Source organism: Alkalihalophilus pseudofirmus OF4 (genome assembly GCF_000005825.2).
In the GTDB taxonomy this organism is placed as follows: Bacteria; Bacillota; Bacilli; order Bacillales; family Bacillaceae_D; genus Alkalihalophilus; species Alkalihalophilus pseudofirmus.
In genome coordinates this window covers 2,313,147-2,330,267 of record NC_013791.2, presented here as the reverse complement: position 1 = coordinate 2,330,267, position 17,121 = coordinate 2,313,147, and the positions used below count along the sequence as shown (strand labels likewise).

Here is a 17,121-nt window from a genome sequence, read left to right as displayed (position 1 = left end):
AACTCTTGTTTGACAAATGGTAAAAGTCTGTTTAATAATAGGGAAGATTTTAATTTAACTTCGAGAGAGGGAGCTGCTTGTTATGGCCGATTATTTAGTAATCGTTGAATCTCCCGCCAAAGCAAAGACCATTGGTAAATATTTAGGCAAAAAATACATTGTAAAGGCTTCAATGGGACATGTCAGAGACTTACCAAAAAGTCAAATGGGAGTAGATGTTGAAGAAAATTTTCAACCAAAGTATATTACAATCCGCGGGAAAGGCCCCGTGTTAAAAGAATTAAAGACAGCTGCTAAAAAAGTGAAACGAATTTATCTCGCAGCTGACCCCGATCGTGAAGGAGAGGCTATCGCTTGGCATCTTGCCCATAGTCTTAATATTGATGAGCAGTCTGATTGTCGCGTAGTGTTTAATGAAATTACAAAGCAGGCAATTAAAGATGCATTTAAAACACCGAGAAAAATTAATATGGATTTGGTAGATGCTCAGCAAGCACGACGCATTTTAGACCGTTTAGTTGGCTATAATATTAGTCCTCTTTTATGGAAAAAAGTTAAAAAAGGATTAAGTGCAGGTCGTGTTCAATCTGTCGCCGTCAAAATGATTATTGAGCGTGAGAAAGAAATACAAGCGTTCGTACCTGAAGAATATTGGACCATTCAAGGCAAGTTCTCATTAGGGGATGAGGCTTTTGACGCTAAATTTTACGGAGTAGACGGCAAGAAGCAAGAACTTAAATCAGAGGAAGAGGTCCAAGCGGTTTTAAAGCAATTAAAAGGTAAGTCGTTTGATGTGGCATCTGTAAAAAAGAAAGAACGTAAAAGAAACCCTGTAACTCCATTTACTACCTCTTCTCTTCAGCAAGAGGCTGCAAGAAAGCTGAATTTTAGAGCAAAGAAAACAATGATGATTGCTCAGCAGTTATATGAGGGGATTGACCTAGGCAAGGAAGGGACAGTTGGTTTAATTACGTACATGCGTACCGACTCTACACGAATCTCAGAGACTGCGCAAAATGAAACAAGGCAATACATTGTAGAACAATTTGGGGAAGAATACACGAGAGTAGGACAGCGTGCGGTGAAGAAAGATAAGAAAGCACAAGACGCTCACGAAGCTATTCGCCCTACTGCTGTATTTAAAGATCCTAAAAGTTTAAAGAGCTATTTATCACGTGACCAGCTTCGTTTGTATCGTCTAATCTGGGAACGTTTAGTTGCAAGTGAAATGGCTCCAGCTATTATGGATACGATGTCTGTGGACCTTGTAAACGAAGGAGTACTATTTAGAGCAACAGGTTCGAAAGTGAAGTTTCCTGGTTTTATGAAAGTGTATATCGAGGGAAATGATGACGGAAAGAAAGAAGAAGACCGTCTGCTGCCTAACCTTGAAGAAGGTCAAAAAGTAAAGAAAGAATCTATTGACCCGAACCAGCACTTTACTCAGCCCCCGCCAAGATATACAGAGGCGAGACTAGTAAAAACGATGGAAGAGTTAGGGATTGGCAGACCGTCAACCTATGCACCTACACTTGATACGATTCAAAAGCGTGGATATGTGGCTCTTGAAGAAAAAAGATTTGTTCCGACAGAATTAGGTGAAATTGTATTAGAGTTAATCGTTGAATTCTTCCCAGAAATTTTAGACGTGGAATTTACAGCTAAAATGGAAGGTGACCTCGACTCTATTGAAGAAGGGAATCATGAATGGGTCCACATTATTGATGGTTTTTACCAAGGCTTTGAAAAGAGACTTAAGGTTGCAGAAGAAGAAATGAAAGAAGTCGAGATAAAAGATGAACCTGCTGGTGAAGATTGTGAAAAATGTGGACATGAAATGGTGTATAAAATGGGACGCTACGGAAAGTTCATGGCATGTTCTAATTTCCCAGAATGTCGAAACACGAAAGCAATTGTAAAAGATATCGGTGTGAAATGTCCGACGTGTAAAGAAGGAAATATCGTAGAGCGGAAAAGTAAGAAACGTCGTACATTTTACGGATGTGACCGCTACCCAGAATGTGAATTCATCTCATGGGACAAACCAATTTCTCGTCCGTGTCCAAAATGTTCCGCGATGCTCGTTGAGAAGAAAACGAAAAAAGGTGTCAATGTTCAATGTTCTTCATGCGATTACAAAGAAGAAGCAAATTAATTTGTTTTTGTTGAATCTTGACGAAAAAAGTATTATGATGTACTAGGATTCATAGAAAGTCATGGTGAGCACGTACTCACCAGCAAAGAATGGTTAGTTGATACAATTGCCACAAGGTGATTGAACAAGGAAAAACCAAGGGTCTGAACCGCTAATGTGCAAGTACTCACCAGGATAATGGATCGCTTCGTTATCTTGTCCTTGCCTTAGTCACCGTTCAGACCTTTTTGAATGATTTTAGAGTGGAGGCGTTAAAAAATGGATCAACAACATGTAAATGTGATCGGTGCTGGCCTTGCTGGAAGTGAAGCGGCTTGGCAGCTAGCGAAGCGTGGAATAAATGTACGATTATACGAAATGAGACCTGTAAAACAAACACCAGCACACCATACAGACAAATTTGCTGAGCTTGTATGCAGTAACTCTTTGCGTGGAAACAGCTTAACAAATGCGGTTGGTGTATTAAAAGAAGAGATGAGGAAGCTTGATTCGGTTATTATTTCATCAGCTGATGACTCATCTGTACCTGCTGGTGGAGCCCTTGCTGTGGACCGTCACGAATTCGCTCAAAATGTTACTGATCGTGTGAAGAATCACCCGAATGTAACCGTGATTAATGAAGAAATCTCTGAAATACCTGAAGGACCGACGATTATTGCTACTGGTCCGTTAACCTCAGAAGGACTTTCAAAGCAGCTTCAAGCACTAACAGGTGAAGAGTACTTATACTTCTATGACGCAGCCGCGCCTATTATCGAAACGGATTCAATCGATCGTGATAAAGTGTATCTTAAATCTCGTTATGATAAAGGAGAAGCAGCATATCTAAACTGTCCAATGACGGAAGAAGAGTTTGATCGCTTTTATGAAGCGTTAATCTCAGCTGAAACGGTTCCTTTAAAAGAATTTGAAAAAGAGATTTTCTTTGAAGGGTGCATGCCGATCGAAGTCATGGCAAAAAGAGGGAAGAAGACGATGTTATTTGGCCCGATGAAACCAGTCGGCCTCGAGCATCCTGAAACAGGGAAGCGCCCATATGCAGTTGTACAATTACGCCAAGACAACCAATCTGGTACATTGTATAATATCGTTGGTTTCCAAACACATTTAAAATGGGGACCGCAAAAGGAAGTCTTAAAATTAATACCAGGCTTAGAGAATGCAGAGATTGTGCGCTATGGAGTTATGCACCGTAATACGTTTATCAATTCGCCGAATTTATTAAAGTCTACTTATCAATATAAAGATCGCGAAGATTTATTCTTTGCTGGTCAGATTACTGGTGTTGAAGGTTATGTGGAATCAGCAGCTGCGGGGTTAATTGCCGGTATTAATGCTGCAAGGCTCGTTAATAATGAGGAGCTGCTTACGTTCCCGGAAGAAACCGTTTTAGGGAGCATGGCAAATTACATCACTACTGCGAACCCAAAAAACTTCCAGCCGATGAATGCGAACTTTGGTTTGCTTCCGCCTCTTAGTGAGCGCATTAAAAATAAAAAAGAACGCTATGAACAACTTGCTGAGCGAGCTTTAGGGTCAATTCAGAATTTTGTGAAAAAAATGTAAATATCATTGCGGGAGCTACTGAATCGTGATAGAATTTAGTAGCTCTGTGAGGTGATTCGGATGGATCAATCAAATGAAGATTCGATGATGAAGGATTCAATGATAAAGGACTCGATTACCAACAATACGAAAACAAACGATTCTATACAAATGTTCGTACGCTACATGCAAGTTGAAAAAAATTATTCCCTACATACTGTTAAAAGCTATCTTAGTGATATAGAGGATTTTTGTCACTTCATGAAAGAGCATAACTGTGCTGCTTTTTCTGATGTGACTTATCTTTTTGTGCGCTCATATCTGACGTTTCTTTATGATAAAGCGTATGCTAGAAATTCAGTGGCAAGAAAGATCTCTTCTATGCGCAGTTTATTTCACTTTCTTATGAGAGAAGAAGAACTTACCCGCAATGTCTTTGCAGAAACTCATCTTCCAAAACAGGCTTCAAAACTTCCAAGCTTTTTGTATGAAGAAGAAATGGATGAGTTATTTAAAGCGTTTGAAGGAAATACACCTCTTGATAAAAGAGACCGAGCAATCCTCGAACTTTTATATGCAACCGGAATGCGCGTAGGTGAATGCAGTCAATTAGATGTAGCGGATATAGATCTTAGGATTGGCACTGCCTTTGTCAAAGGTAAAGGCAATAAAGAGCGCTATGTACCGATTGGTTCGTTTGCATGCGATGCATTACATGAATATATTGAGGATGCTAGAGTAAACTTACTTAAAAAAGGTAATAGTGAGACTAAACGTCTTTTTCTGAATTATCGCGGAGGTCCGTTAACTGACCGAAGTATACGGAGGATGTTAGCTAAAAGAGTGGAAGAGGCATCAATGCAAAAGCATATCCGACCTCATGATTTGAGGCACTCATTTGCAACTCATCTTCTAAATAATGGAGCGGACCTTAGAGTGGTTCAAGAATTACTAGGTCATGAACATCTTTCTACGACTCAAGTGTACACTCATGTAACAAAAGACCGGCTTCGGGAAGTGTATAAAAATCATCATCCTCGTGCGTGAAATAGAGGGATATCAGCTATCTAGGAGGTCTTTATAATGAATGAGAAAATGACTTTCCACGCGACAACGATATTTGCAGTGCAGCATAATGGGCGATGCGCGATGGCTGGAGACGGCCAGGTAACGTTAGGAAATGCTGTTGTAATGAAACATACTGCCAAGAAAGTACGTAGAATCTATCAGGGGAAAGTGTTGGCTGGTTTTGCTGGGTCAGTAGCAGATGCTTTTACACTGTTTGAGAAATTCGAGAGTAGACTTGAAGAATTCAACGGCAACTTGAAAAGAGCTGCTGTAGAGCTTGCTAAAGAATGGCGAAGTGATAAGGTGCTTAGACAGCTTGAAGCGATGCTCATTGTTATGAACCGAGAACACATTCTCTTAATATCAGGAACTGGTGAAGTGATTGAACCAGATGATGGGATTCTTGCTATTGGTTCTGGCGGGAATTATGCATTATCAGCAGGACGTGCGCTAAAAAAACATGCCCCTGATCTGTCGGCTAAAGAGATTGCAACAGCTGCCCTTGAGACAGCTGGAGAAATTTGTGTGTACACGAATTTAAATCTAGTTGTAGAGGAACTTCAATAGAAGAACTTCAATAGAAGAACTTCAATAGAAGAACTTCAACAGAAGAGGCTGGATAAAACGATAACTGGAGAGTGATCGCGTGAAAACTAATCTAACGCCTAAACAAATTGTTGAACGCTTAAATCAATATATCGTTGGTCAAGAAGGAGCAAAAAAATCAGTAGCTATTGCACTAAGAAACCGCTATCGCAGAAGTTTGTTAGAAGATAAGCTTAAAGAGGAAGTTACTCCAAAAAATATCCTGATGATTGGTCCAACGGGTGTCGGTAAAACAGAAATTGCGAGGCGTTTAGCGAAGCTTGTAGGTGCCCCGTTCATAAAAGTTGAGGCGACAAAGTTTACAGAAGTAGGCTATGTTGGACGTGACGTTGAATCGATGGTTAGAGATTTAGTAGAATCAAGCGTTCGGATCTTGAAAGAAGAAAAGATGGAAGGCGTCAAAGAAGAGGCTCTAAGACATGCAAATGAACGTCTTGTTGAACTTTTGGTGCCTTCTAACAAAAAACAATCCACATACAAAAATCCTTTTGAAATGCTTTTTAATCAACCTGGTCAACAGCAGCCGGATGATTCAAACGGTGAAGAAGAGGGTATGAAAGAACAAAGAAGGAGAATGGCCCATCAATTAGCTTTAGGCGAGCTTGAAGACCGTATCGTTACCATTGAAGTAGAAGAACAGACACAACAGTTCATGGATATGTTCCAAGGTGCAGGTATGGAACAAATGGGGATGAATATGCAAGATATGCTTGGCAGTATGATTCCTAAAAAGCGTAAGAAACGTAAAATGCCTGTATCTGAAGCAAGAAATGTTCTAGCGGAAGAAGAAGCTCAAAAGCTGATTGATATGGATGAAGTTACACAGCTCGCTGTTGAGAGGGCTGAGCAGCTGGGGATTATTTTTATTGATGAAATTGATAAAGTTGCCGGTAAATCTTCTGGACAATCGGCTGATGTTTCAAGAGAAGGCGTCCAAAGAGATATTCTGCCTATCGTTGAAGGATCGACAATTGTTACGAAGTACGGTGCGGTGAAAACAGATCACATTTTATTTATTGGTGCAGGTGCATTTCATATTGCCAAACCATCTGATTTAATCCCTGAACTTCAAGGTCGTTTTCCGATTCGTGTTGAGTTGAAAAACTTGACAGTCGATGATTTTGTTCGCATTTTAGTAGAGCCTGATAATGCATTGTTAAAACAATATTCAGCTCTTTTGCAAACGGAAGGTATAAAAGTTACATTTACTGACGATGCTGTTCGTAAGATTGCGACAATTGCAACGGAGGTAAATCAAGACACGGAGAATATAGGGGCAAGACGCTTACACACGATGCTTGAAAAATTATTAGAAGACCTTTCGTTTGAAGCCGCAGATATTACATTAGAAGAGATTGTTATTACACCAGAGTATGTAGAAGAAAAGTTAGCAACCATTGCGAAAAATCGCGACTTAAGCCAATATATTTTATAGTGAATCTAGGAGGAGATTTTTAATGAATTTATTATCAAGAACAAGACAAATTAATGAAATGTTACAAAAATCAGGAGGGCAGCATGTTAACTTTAAAGACATGGCTGAAACACTTCGTGATGCGATCAGTGCCAATGTCTTTGTCGTAAGCCGCCGTGGTAAATTACTAGGCTTTGCTATTAAACAGGAAATTGAAAACGAGCGTATGAAAAAGATGTTAGAAGACCGTCAATTCCCAGAAGAGTATACAGGTGGATTATTTAAAGTAGAAGAAACGTCACCGAACTTAGATATTGAAAGTGAGTACACAGCCTTCCCTGTTGAAAATAAAGACTTATTCCAACACGGTTTAACGACAATCGTACCTATCCTTGGAGGAGGTCAGCGTCTAGGAACTCTGGTACTAGCTCGCTTAAATGATTCATTTAATGATGATGACCTCATCTTAGCAGAGTACGGGGCAACAGTAGTAGGTATGGAAATTCTTCATGAAAAGACACAAGAAATTGAAGAAGAAGCACGTAGTAAAGCGGTTGTACAAATGGCAATCAGCTCATTATCTTACAGTGAACTTGAGGCAGTTGAGCATATCTTTGAAGAGCTTGACGGTAAAGAAGGGCTGCTTGTTGCAAGTAAGATTGCTGACCGTGTAGGTATTACACGCTCTGTAATTGTAAATGCTCTTCGTAAACTAGAAAGTGCAGGCGTGATTGAATCACGTTCACTTGGTATGAAAGGTACGTATATTAAAGTACTAAACGACAAGTTCTTGCTTGAACTTGAAAAAATTAAAACAAAATAAATCATTTCTTCATAAAAGGGTCACATTGTGGCCCTTTTTTATTTGCGAAAATAGTCCTGTAAGATAAAACGATCATGAATATGTAATTATTTTGTAAATAAATTAGGCAAAAAAAAGTATTAATATATTTATAATTAATCCTAAAAGTAGATACTTAAGCCTAAAGTAGGTGTAAATTGGTGGTGCTTTTTTATCGAATCGACTTTTATTAAAAACTTTATTAGACATTTCGGGTCATTTTGATTACAATTTTCGTAGTGGTTATGATGTGAAAATGTGTATTATTTTGTTTATAAATGCCGGAATTTGGCGGAAATATGAATGGATTGTCGAAAGGTGTGGCACGTATGGAGTTATTTTCTAACTCGACTTTTAGAGTATTAGAAAGAGGGTTAGATGGTTCGCAGCTAAGGCAGCGAGCGATCTCTGACAATATCGCAAATGCAGGAACGCCCAATTATCAAGCTAAAAAGGTAAGCTTTAAACATACATTAAATGAAGCGATGGGCACAAACCTAGAAGCAAATAAAACAAATGCGAAACATATAGACTTTAGTACTACAAATACAGGGACTAAGGTATATACGAATCCTCATACAACTTACAATCACAATGGAAATAACGTTGATATAGATCATGAAATGTCTGAATTAGCTAAAAATCAAATCTATTACAATGCATTAATTGATCGGATGAACGGAAGATTTCAAAGTTTGCAGACTGTGATCAGAGGGGGAAATTAACAGATGACACTCTTTAGTGGATTTAATGCAAGTGCCTCAGCACTTACCACACAGCGACTTAGGATGGATGTAATTTCTTCTAATATGGCGAATGCAGAGACGACGCGTGCGCGAATGGTAGATGGTGAGTGGACACCATATCGAAGAAAGATGGTTGTCGTTGAACCGAATCAAAAGCAGCCTTTTTCTGCTTTCTTAGGAAATGCGATGAAACAGAATTCAGAAGCCGGAACTGGAGTAAAAGCTTCGGCAATTGTTGAGGACCAAAACCCTTTCAAACTTCTCTATGATCCAACTCATCCTGATGCTAATGAAGATGGATACGTTGAAATGCCTAATGTAGACCCGCTGAGAGAAATGGTTGATTTAATGACAGCTACTAGGTCTTATGAAGCAAATGTGACGTCACTAAATGCGACAAAGAACATGTTAATGAAAGCCTTAGAGATAGGAAGGTAGGGGGATAACTAGATGGAGTTAAATCGTATTTCATCACCATTTATGTTACATAATCAGCTAGGAGTACAGAACCAGCCGTTGAAAACTCCAGCCGAGGCAGGGGAGACGTTTAAAGCGGCATTAACAGAAGCGGTTCAAGAAGTGAACGAACTTCAAAATGTTTCTGCTATGAAAACAGAACAATTGGCTCGTGGGGAGATTGATAATCTTCATGATGTTATGATTACCGGCCAAAAGGCAAGTGTAGCGCTGCAGGCTACAGTAGAAATCAGAAATAAAGTGATTGAATCTTATCAAGAAATAATGCGAATGCAAGTTTAAGCAAGTTTACAAATTTGCATAGTCATTTGCTTTGTAGGTTGTGGGAGGGCGCATGAACGAGAAATTTGTACTATATAAACAGAAAGTGACAGAATTCTGGAGCGGGCGTACAAAAAAGCAAAAAAGCATCTATGCAGGTGCTTTCATTGCCGTCGCTCTTTTATTGATACTATTGTTATTGCTTGGAAACAGATCGAATAACGTCCCTCTTTATAGCAATTTAACTCTACAAGAAACAGGGCAGATTAAAGAAACGTTAGACGCAAGAGGGATACCAGCTGAAATATCAGATAACGGTACAACGATCCTAGTACCAGAAGCGATGGTCGATAGTTTAAAAGTAGATCTTGCAGCTGAGGGGATACCTAGAAGCGGCAGCATTGACTACAGCTTTTTTCAAGATCAAATGGGTTTTGGTATGACAGATAATGAATTTTCCGTGATGGAGCGAGGTCTCATGCAAACGGAACTTCAAGACTTAATCCGTAATATTAACGGCGTCAATCATGCCAATGTCATGATTACCCTGCCTGAGGAGAGTGTTTGGCTTAACACGACTCAAGAGGCAGCTACAGCTTCCATCGTAGTGGATTTAGCCCCTGGCTACCAATTGGATCAAAATCAGGTTAAAGCACTTTATCATCTAGTATCTAAAAGTGTTCCAAACCTCCCTATAGAGAATATCGTCATAATGAACCAAATGTTTGAGGATTATTTTTATGATAATGATGGAAATCAGTCAACGACATTATCTGCTTTTGAACAACAACGTACGATTCAACGTGAAATTGAGAGAGACTTAACCCTAAACTTACAGCGGATGCTAGGAACCGTCGTAGGTCAGGATAAGGTGCTGGTGTCAGTTACAACTGATATTGATTTCACTCAGGAGAATCGTCAAGAATCTTTAGTAGAACCAGTTGATCCTGAAAATATTGAAGGCATTGCTGTGAGCATTGAACGAGTTACTGAGACGTATACAGGAGAGGGAACGCCAGCCGGCGGGGTTGAAGGAACTGGTGAGGGTATTCCAAACTTCCCTGGTGCTGTAGGACAAGGGGAATCGGAATATGAGCGTACGGAAGATCGAATTAATAATGAAGTCAACCGTATTAACCGTGACATAGTAGAAAGCCCTTATAAAATTCGTGATCTTGGTATTCAAGTCATGGTAGAGCCGCCAGAAGGAATGGATGTTCTTCCTCAGGAACGATTAGATGATATACAGCAAATTTTAGGGACGATCGTACGCACAAGTATCTCAGGTGTTTATGCGGATGAGTTAACAGAAGCTGGTATTAATGAAAAAATTTATGTTTCCTCGCAGCCATTTGAAGGGAAGCCGGATACAACCCAAGCTCCATTAACGGTTATACCTGTTTGGATGTATGTGGTTGCAGGGGTCTTAGTTGTTATTATCATTTTGCTTATCGTCTTATTAATGAGAAAAAGAAAGCAAGAAGAGGAAGAAGAACTCGTTATTCAGCAGCAAGCAGCAGTTGTACCTGATCTTCCAGATGAAGACACCGGTGAATCTGCAACAAAACGCAAGCAATTAGAACGTATGGCGAAAGAAAAGCCTGAAGAATTTTCAAAACTTCTTCGTACATGGTTATCTGAAGATTAGGAGGGAGAGCTTTGGCACAGTCAGCAAAAAAAGGATTAACAGGGAAGTGAAAAGCAGCAATTCTCCTAATCTCACTTGGTCCAGATGTATCTGCGCAAGTGTATAAGCATTTATCGGAGGAAGAAATTGAACAGCTTACCCTTGAGATTGCGAATGTTAGAAAAGTAGATAGTGAAATGAAAGAAGATATACTTGAGCAGTTTCATTCTCTTGTTTTGGCTCAAGACTATATTGCTCAAGGCGGTATTGGATATGCCAAAAGCATTCTTGAGAAAGCACTAGGGGAAGCGAATGCGATGGATATTATTAATCGGCTGACGTCTACTCTTCAAGTGAGACCTTTTGATTTTGCAAGAAAATCAGATCCTTCACAAATCTTAAACTTTATTCAAAATGAACACCCGCAAACCATTGCATTAATTTTAAGTTATTTAGATTCAACTCAAGCGGGAACGATTCTTTCTGAACTGCCACAGGAAGTTCAAGCAGATGTTGCAAAAAGGATCGCATTAATGGACAGCACTTCCCCAGAAATTATAAATGAAGTGGAATCCATCTTAGAACAAAAGCTGTCTTCTACAATGACACAAGATTACACAGAAGCAGGCGGGATTGAAGCGGTCGTTGACGTGCTTAACAGTGTTGACCGTTCAACTGAACGCACAATCCTTGATGCGCTTGAAATACAAGACCCAGAACTTGCTGAAGAGATTAAAAAGAGAATGTTTGTCTTTGAAGATATTGTCACACTTGATAACCGCTCCATCCAGCGCGTAATTCGTGATGTTGAGAATGAAGATTTACAATTATCGCTTAAAGTGGCTAGTGATGAAGTGAAAGAAGTGGTATTCAGCAACATGTCTCAACGTATGGCTGAGGCCTTTAAAGATGAAATGGAGTTTATGGGGCCGGTTCGATTGAGAGATGTTGAAGAAGCTCAAACAAGAATTGTCGCTGTCATCCGCCGCTTAGAAGAGGCAGGAGAAATCGTTATTGCCCGTGGCGGAGGGGATGATGTGATTGTCTAAAGTTATTAAGTCAGTCCATTCTAAGTCCAGCTTTAAGCAGGCTAAGCAAATTGTAATCCGAAAGCTAGCTGAAGATGAAAGTTTTCAACCTCTCATTCATGCAGAAGAAGACACGCATGTAGAGAGCTTTAGAACTGCTAGTACTATTAATAGTATGGATGCAGACGAGATTGTAAAACAAAAATTAGATGAAGCTGACCAAAAGGTTAAGCAAATGATAGAAGACGCAGAGCTTCATATTAAAGAAATGTATGAGCAAATTGAGTTTGACAAAAGTGAAGCTATAAAAGAGCAAGAATATATGTATGAGCAGATGAAGGAGGAAGGCTACCAGGCAGGTCTCCTCAAAGGGCGAGAAGATGGATTTAATGAATACAAAGAAAGTATTGAAGAAGCAAACAGCATTATTATGAGCGCAAAAGATGAATTTCATAAAGTTGTAGAACAGGCAGAGTCAGTGATTGTCGATTTAGCTGTAGAGCTTTCCAGAAGAGTGATCGGCCGTGGACTAGATGAGCTTCCAGAAGTGTGGGATCAACTTGTAAAGCAGGTCATCAAAGAGGTTCAAGAACATGAAGATGTGAAAATTTATGTCCACCCTGATTGGTTTGAACGAACAAGGCAGCAAAAAGAAGAGTTACATCTATTTCTTACACATAGCGAGGAGCTCTATATTTATGCAGACCCCGCTCTAGCTGAGAACGGCTGTGTGATTGAAACGAAATACGGCCGAATGGATGCAACAATTGACCATCAGCTTACTCAGTTAAAAAAACAGCTTCATGATCGACTCGAGGAGGCTTAAGTGATGAAAGCTCAATCATTAATCTCTTCAGTTCCCTCACTTCAACCCTATAAATGGTATGGAAAAGTATCTAGAGTAGTAGGATTGATGATTGAATCAATCGGTCCTGTCGCATCCGTAGGAGAGCTGTGCTACATACTAGTCGGCAAACAGAACCAAACGAGAGTCAGAGCAGAAGTAGTTGGCTTTAGGGACGAATATGTTCTGTTAATGCCCTTAAACGGAATTCAAGAAATTGCACCCGGCAGTTTAGTAGAAGCAACAGGAAGTCCCCTTGAGATTAAGGTAGGAAGCGGCTTAATTGGCAAGGTGGTTGATGGGTGCGGAGAACTGCTTGATCAGCAAAAGCTGCCTAAAGGATTAACATCTTTTCCAACAGATAATGAGCCTCCAAATCCATTAAAGAGACCACGTATTGAGCATGCAATGAGTCTGGGAGTTAGAGCAATAGACAGCTTGTTTACAGTAGGAAAAGGTCAGCGAATCGGTATTTTTGCCGGCAGCGGGGTTGGTAAAAGTACATTGCTTGCAATGCTTGCCAAAAACTCATCAGCGGATTTAAATGTGATTGCTTTGATTGGTGAACGTGGTCGGGAAGTGAAAGATTTTATTGAGCGGGATCTAGGCGCGGAAGGGCTTAGCCGCACAATCTTAGTTGTAGCTACCTCAGATCAGCCAGCTTTAATGAGAATTAAAGGAGCCATGACGGCTACAGCAATTGCCGAGTATTTTAGAAATCAAGGTCTTGATGTCAATTTGATGATGGATTCGGTCACCCGTTTTGCGATGGCGCAGCGTGAAGTCGGGTTAGCGACCGGAGAACCACCAACGACGAAAGGATATACTCCTTCTGTTTTTGCTATGCTCCCTAAGCTGTTAGAACGGTCTGGGACAGATGCAAAAGGAAGTATTACCGCGTTTTATACTGTATTAGTAGACGGTGATGATATGAATGAGCCGATAGCTGATGCGGTGCGAGGTATTCTTGACGGTCACTTAGTCTTAGATCGGAAGTTAGCCAATAAAGGACAGTTTCCTGCGATAAATGTGTTAAAAAGTGTCAGCCGGGTGATGTCAGATCTTGTTAATCCAATTCATAAACAGGCTGCAGAACGTGTGCGTAAATTAATCGCTACATATGAAGAAGCCGAAGATTTAATTAATATAGGCGCTTATAAGCGAGGCTCTTCAAAAGAGATTGATGAAGCGATCCAAGCTTATCCAGCGATTATTGAATTTTTAACTCAAGCTACTGATGAGCGGATGTCATTTGAAGAGTCTGCCAGCCTTCTAATGAAACAATTTGGGTGAGGTGTAGAGGATGTCGTTTGATTTTGCACTACAGAAAGTAATGAACGTGAAAGAACAAGAACAAAAAAACAGCCAGAATCAATACACAGAAGCGATGAATCAATTTGAACAAGTAGCAACAGAGCTGTATGACCTGCTTAAAAAGAAAGAGGATCTTGAACAAGCAGGAAGAGAAAAGGTTACGAAGGGAATTTCTATATATGAACTCCAAAGTAGTCAATCTCAGTTATTACGTCTGCAGCAAGCAATCAATGAGACTCAACACACTACCCAATTAGCTCGTGAGCGGATGAATCGTAAACAGCAGGATATGGTTAGACATTCTATTGAATTTAAAAAATATGAAAAAATGAAACAAGTAAAACAGGAACAATTTAAAGAAGAACAACGTCGTCTTGAAAATGCTCAAATGGATGACATTGCGATTCAACTATTTCAAAAGCGTTGGAATTAGGTGGATAGGATGAGTATAAAGGAAAAAACGCATAGCAAACTTCAAATGTTTGTTCTCGTTATTCTTATTCCGGTTATTTTTGGGGTGATCTTCTTTAGCGTCATTCTTAATATGATCGGCTTTGATGTGTTGGGAACAGCTAAGCAAGCCGCGTCATCAATCCCTTATGTGTCAAGCCTAATGGAGGATGATGAGGAGGACATTATTGAATCAGAGACAGAAGATCAGGACATAGATATTACAGCGGATCAAAATGAAATTGCCTTATTGCAGCAGCAGATTGCTGAAAGGGATGCAAAAATTACAGAGCTTGAAAATGAAGTCATAGAAATGGAACAAAGGCTGCTAGTTGAACAGGAATTAAATAATAACGCAACACAAGAACTGAGTGAAATCGCTAAAACGTACGAAGCGATGTCTGCTAAAAATGCAGCAGCGATTATTTCTGAGCTTCAAACAGAAGAAGCGCTCCTTCACCTCTCCCAATTAAAAACGGATTCAAGAGCAGCGATTCTTGCAAAGATGGACTCAGCTGCTGCAGCTGATTTAATGAGCCGTTTAACAAGTCAATGATTGGAATTAGATTGTGAAAGGAGGTGAAAGAATGAATGCGAACGCGATGATGAACTTTTTTGCACCAGTAACGACAAGTAATACAGTTACTGTTCCTAAACAAGGGAATGGAAATTTAACATCAGGTGACCCTTTTTCGAATATTTTGAGCCAACAGTTATCGGCAGAGCTTATTAGCGAGGACTTGCTAATACCTCAAGAGGAACAAGGTGAAATATCTCTGAGCGAATGGTTACAGTCGTTAGCTGGAGTTAGAATTGAGGAAGAATTAGAAGACTTGTTAGAGAATGGATCAGTGGAGAAACTGATTTCTATCCTTCCTGTTGAATGGAAAGATGAGATTATGGCTTGGATTAATAATCTGAGTGACGGGGGAGGACTGACGATTTCTTCAGATGCGGTAGAGCGAATGGTGAAGGAATGGCCGGAAGAACAACTGGCAGTTATCGGAGTGCTTTTAAGTCAGTTTATAGAAACACAAGGGACCGCTAAAGTTCCAGACATAATCCCATTTGACAAGGTGCTTCCACAGGTAATGGCTGATACTCCAAAAGAACCGAATATCTCGAGGATTGAACGGTTTTTAGAAGGTATGGAACGAGCGCTCTCACAGCAGAAAGCTCAAGCTCCTGCAGATGAAGTGATTAAAGCTGCGATTAATAGGTTGTTTACTGAGAAACCGGATGTAACTCAAACATTTGCTCGAACAACTGCTGATCAACAGCCCCCTTCAACTATATTACCGCTGCATAACGGCGTGATGTTTAATCCTTTGATGAGCAGAACCGAACAAGCGGTTATTCATCTAGGGGATCAGCACCCTAAAGAGGTGCAGCAGCAGCAGCTATTAAGACAGTTTGAACAAATGATACAAAGAGGTCATTTCCGCACTAATGAAGCAGGTATGAACACGTTCTCTATCAGACTGTTTCCAGCTCATTTAGGAAGGTTAGATGTTCAACTAACTCAAGTAGAAGGTATGTTAGTAGCAAGACTGCTAACTAGTTCAAGCGCTGCAAAGGAACTAGTGGAATCACAGCTTCACCATTTGAGGCAAGCTTTTAACAGCCAGCAGATTAACGTAGAACGTGTGGAAGTATTCTCTCAAAACCAATCATCCATTAAGGATGACCAATCATCTAATAAAGAAAGACCTCATGATGACAGAGAACAGCAAAAAGAGACTCAACAAGCAGAAGAGGATGATACCTTCCGCGCCTTTTTAGATGAAATAACATTTAACGAAGAAGTGTAGGTGAATAGGATGCCGACCATTAATGAAAGTTACTTTTTGCAAAATCAACCGAAGCCGACCTCCAATACGGGTCAAAATATGTTAGGGAAAGATGATTTTCTGAAATTATTAATTACCCAGCTTCAAAACCAAGATCCTTCAAACCCGATGGACGACCGAGAGTTTATTGCGCAAATGGCACAGTTTTCTTCACTAGAACAAATGACCAATATGAACAACACCATTCAAAAATTTGTGGATGTTCAAACAAGTCAAAGCCTTGTTCAATTTAGTGAGCTGATTGGCAAAGAAGTGAAGTGGGTGCAAGAAGTCGATGTGGATGAGTACCGGACGGAACTTCAATACAACGACAATAAAGTTCAATCTGTAAAAGTAGATTTTGATGGAACAATCCGAATTTTACTAGATAATAATCGCTGGATTCATCACGAACAGCTTACTCAGGTTAGTGCAGTAAAAGGAAGTCAACCGGCCAATCCGCCAAGTGGAGATTCGAGTGATGAGAACACAGCAGAATAAAAGGGGGTATGACCATGAATAATGGGTTTCCTATCCAATCGGTACATGCTCTGCCGAAACCTTATTCAAAAAAAGAGATACCCAAAAATGCGGCCGCTAAAACATCATTTAAAGATGTATTACAGCAGCAGATTGTCAAGCCGGCTGCACTTAAAATAAGCAAACACGCTAACGATCGGATGGATAAACGCGGGATAGAAATCAATTCAGCGCAATGGGAGACAATTAACCGAAAAGTAGCTGAAGCGAAACAAAAAGGGGTAACCGATTCTCTAGTAATAACGGATGATGCAACCTTAGTTGTCAGTGCGAAAAATAACACTGTCATAACCGTCATGGACCGCCAAGAAGCAAAATCACAAATTTTCACCAATATAAACGGAACGATTGTAATTGATTAAAAAGGCTGGACCCT

The 17,121-nt window shown here is 40.0% G+C and carries 18 protein-coding genes; all 18 read left to right on the top strand.

Features of this window, described 5'->3' with window-relative positions; genetic code table 11:
* The first annotated feature begins 82 nt into the window (after positions 1 to 82).
* Positions 83 to 2,155, top strand: coding sequence for a type I DNA topoisomerase (gene topA / locus BPOF4_RS11770; RefSeq protein WP_012959400.1), 2,073 nt, complete (start codon positions 83 to 85; stop codon positions 2,153 to 2,155).
* 258 nt (positions 2,156 to 2,413) lie between these two features.
* On the top strand, positions 2,414 to 3,721 hold the full coding sequence (gene trmFO, locus BPOF4_RS11765; protein WP_012959399.1) for an FADH(2)-oxidizing methylenetetrahydrofolate--tRNA-(uracil(54)-C(5))-methyltransferase TrmFO: 1,308 nt from the start codon (positions 2,414 to 2,416) through the stop codon (positions 3,719 to 3,721).
* 99 nt (positions 3,722 to 3,820) lie between these two features.
* Positions 3,821 to 4,747 carry a tyrosine recombinase XerC gene (xerC, locus tag BPOF4_RS11760; RefSeq protein WP_049779938.1) on the top strand — a complete coding sequence of 309 codons (927 nt, stop codon included), beginning with the start codon at positions 3,821 to 3,823 and terminating at the stop codon, positions 4,745 to 4,747.
* Positions 4,748 to 4,783: 36 nt separating this feature from the next.
* Positions 4,784 to 5,335 (top strand): ATP-dependent protease subunit HslV, encoded by a 552-nt coding sequence (gene hslV, locus BPOF4_RS11755; RefSeq protein ID WP_012959397.1) that lies wholly within the window; start codon positions 4,784 to 4,786, stop codon positions 5,333 to 5,335.
* 79 nt (positions 5,336 to 5,414) lie between these two features.
* A complete protein-coding gene (gene hslU, locus BPOF4_RS11750; RefSeq protein WP_012959396.1) occupies positions 5,415 to 6,809 on the top strand; it encodes an ATP-dependent protease ATPase subunit HslU in 1,395 nt (464 codons plus the stop codon).
* A gap of 22 nt (positions 6,810 to 6,831) precedes the next feature.
* Positions 6,832 to 7,611, top strand: coding sequence for a GTP-sensing pleiotropic transcriptional regulator CodY (codY, locus tag BPOF4_RS11745; RefSeq protein WP_012959395.1), 780 nt, complete (start codon positions 6,832 to 6,834; stop codon positions 7,609 to 7,611).
* 347 nt (positions 7,612 to 7,958) lie between these two features.
* Positions 7,959 to 8,354: a flagellar basal body rod protein FlgB gene (flgB, locus tag BPOF4_RS11740; RefSeq protein WP_012959394.1), complete on the top strand. Its 396-nt coding sequence runs from the start codon at positions 7,959 to 7,961 to the stop codon at positions 8,352 to 8,354.
* Positions 8,355 to 8,357: 3 nt separating this feature from the next.
* Positions 8,358 to 8,813, top strand: coding sequence for a flagellar basal body rod protein FlgC (gene flgC, locus BPOF4_RS11735; RefSeq protein ID WP_012959393.1), 456 nt, complete (start codon positions 8,358 to 8,360; stop codon positions 8,811 to 8,813).
* A 42-nt stretch (positions 8,814 to 8,855) separates the two neighbouring features.
* Positions 8,856 to 9,134 carry a flagellar hook-basal body complex protein FliE gene (gene fliE / locus BPOF4_RS11730; protein WP_476489876.1) on the top strand — a complete coding sequence of 93 codons (279 nt, stop codon included), beginning with the start codon at positions 8,856 to 8,858 and terminating at the stop codon, positions 9,132 to 9,134.
* Between the two features lie 52 nt (positions 9,135 to 9,186).
* Positions 9,187 to 10,761, top strand: coding sequence for a flagellar basal-body MS-ring/collar protein FliF (gene fliF / locus BPOF4_RS11725; protein WP_012959391.1), 1,575 nt, complete (start codon positions 9,187 to 9,189; stop codon positions 10,759 to 10,761).
* Positions 10,762 to 10,820: 59 nt separating this feature from the next.
* Entirely contained in the window at positions 10,821 to 11,789 is a 969-nt protein-coding gene (gene fliG / locus BPOF4_RS11720; RefSeq protein WP_049779892.1) for a flagellar motor switch protein FliG, read from the top strand.
* Positions 11,782 to 12,594: a flagellar assembly protein FliH gene (fliH, locus tag BPOF4_RS11715; protein WP_012959389.1), complete on the top strand. Its 813-nt coding sequence runs from the start codon at positions 11,782 to 11,784 to the stop codon at positions 12,592 to 12,594. The genes fliG and fliH overlap by 8 nt, the downstream gene beginning before the upstream one ends.
* Before the next feature lie 3 nt (positions 12,595 to 12,597).
* Positions 12,598 to 13,905, top strand: a complete 1,308-nt coding sequence (gene fliI, locus BPOF4_RS11710; protein ID WP_012959388.1) for a flagellar protein export ATPase FliI — start codon at positions 12,598 to 12,600, stop codon at positions 13,903 to 13,905.
* Positions 13,906 to 13,915: 10 nt separating this feature from the next.
* Entirely contained in the window at positions 13,916 to 14,359 is a 444-nt protein-coding gene (fliJ, locus tag BPOF4_RS11705; protein WP_012959387.1) for a flagellar export protein FliJ, read from the top strand.
* A gap of 9 nt (positions 14,360 to 14,368) precedes the next feature.
* The gene (locus BPOF4_RS11700) at positions 14,369 to 14,932 is read left to right on the top strand and encodes a MotE family protein (protein ID WP_012959386.1); all 564 of its coding nucleotides are present in this window, start codon (positions 14,369 to 14,371) and stop codon (positions 14,930 to 14,932) included.
* Positions 14,933 to 14,963: 31 nt separating this feature from the next.
* A complete protein-coding gene (locus tag BPOF4_RS11695) occupies positions 14,964 to 16,187 on the top strand; it encodes a flagellar hook-length control protein FliK (protein ID WP_012959385.1) in 1,224 nt (407 codons plus the stop codon).
* A gap of 9 nt (positions 16,188 to 16,196) precedes the next feature.
* Positions 16,197 to 16,706: a flagellar hook assembly protein FlgD gene (flgD, locus tag BPOF4_RS11690; protein WP_012959384.1), complete on the top strand. Its 510-nt coding sequence runs from the start codon at positions 16,197 to 16,199 to the stop codon at positions 16,704 to 16,706.
* A 14-nt stretch (positions 16,707 to 16,720) separates the two neighbouring features.
* Positions 16,721 to 17,107: a TIGR02530 family flagellar biosynthesis protein gene (locus tag BPOF4_RS11685; RefSeq protein WP_012959383.1), complete on the top strand. Its 387-nt coding sequence runs from the start codon at positions 16,721 to 16,723 to the stop codon at positions 17,105 to 17,107.
* Positions 17,108 to 17,121 lie beyond the last annotated feature (14 nt).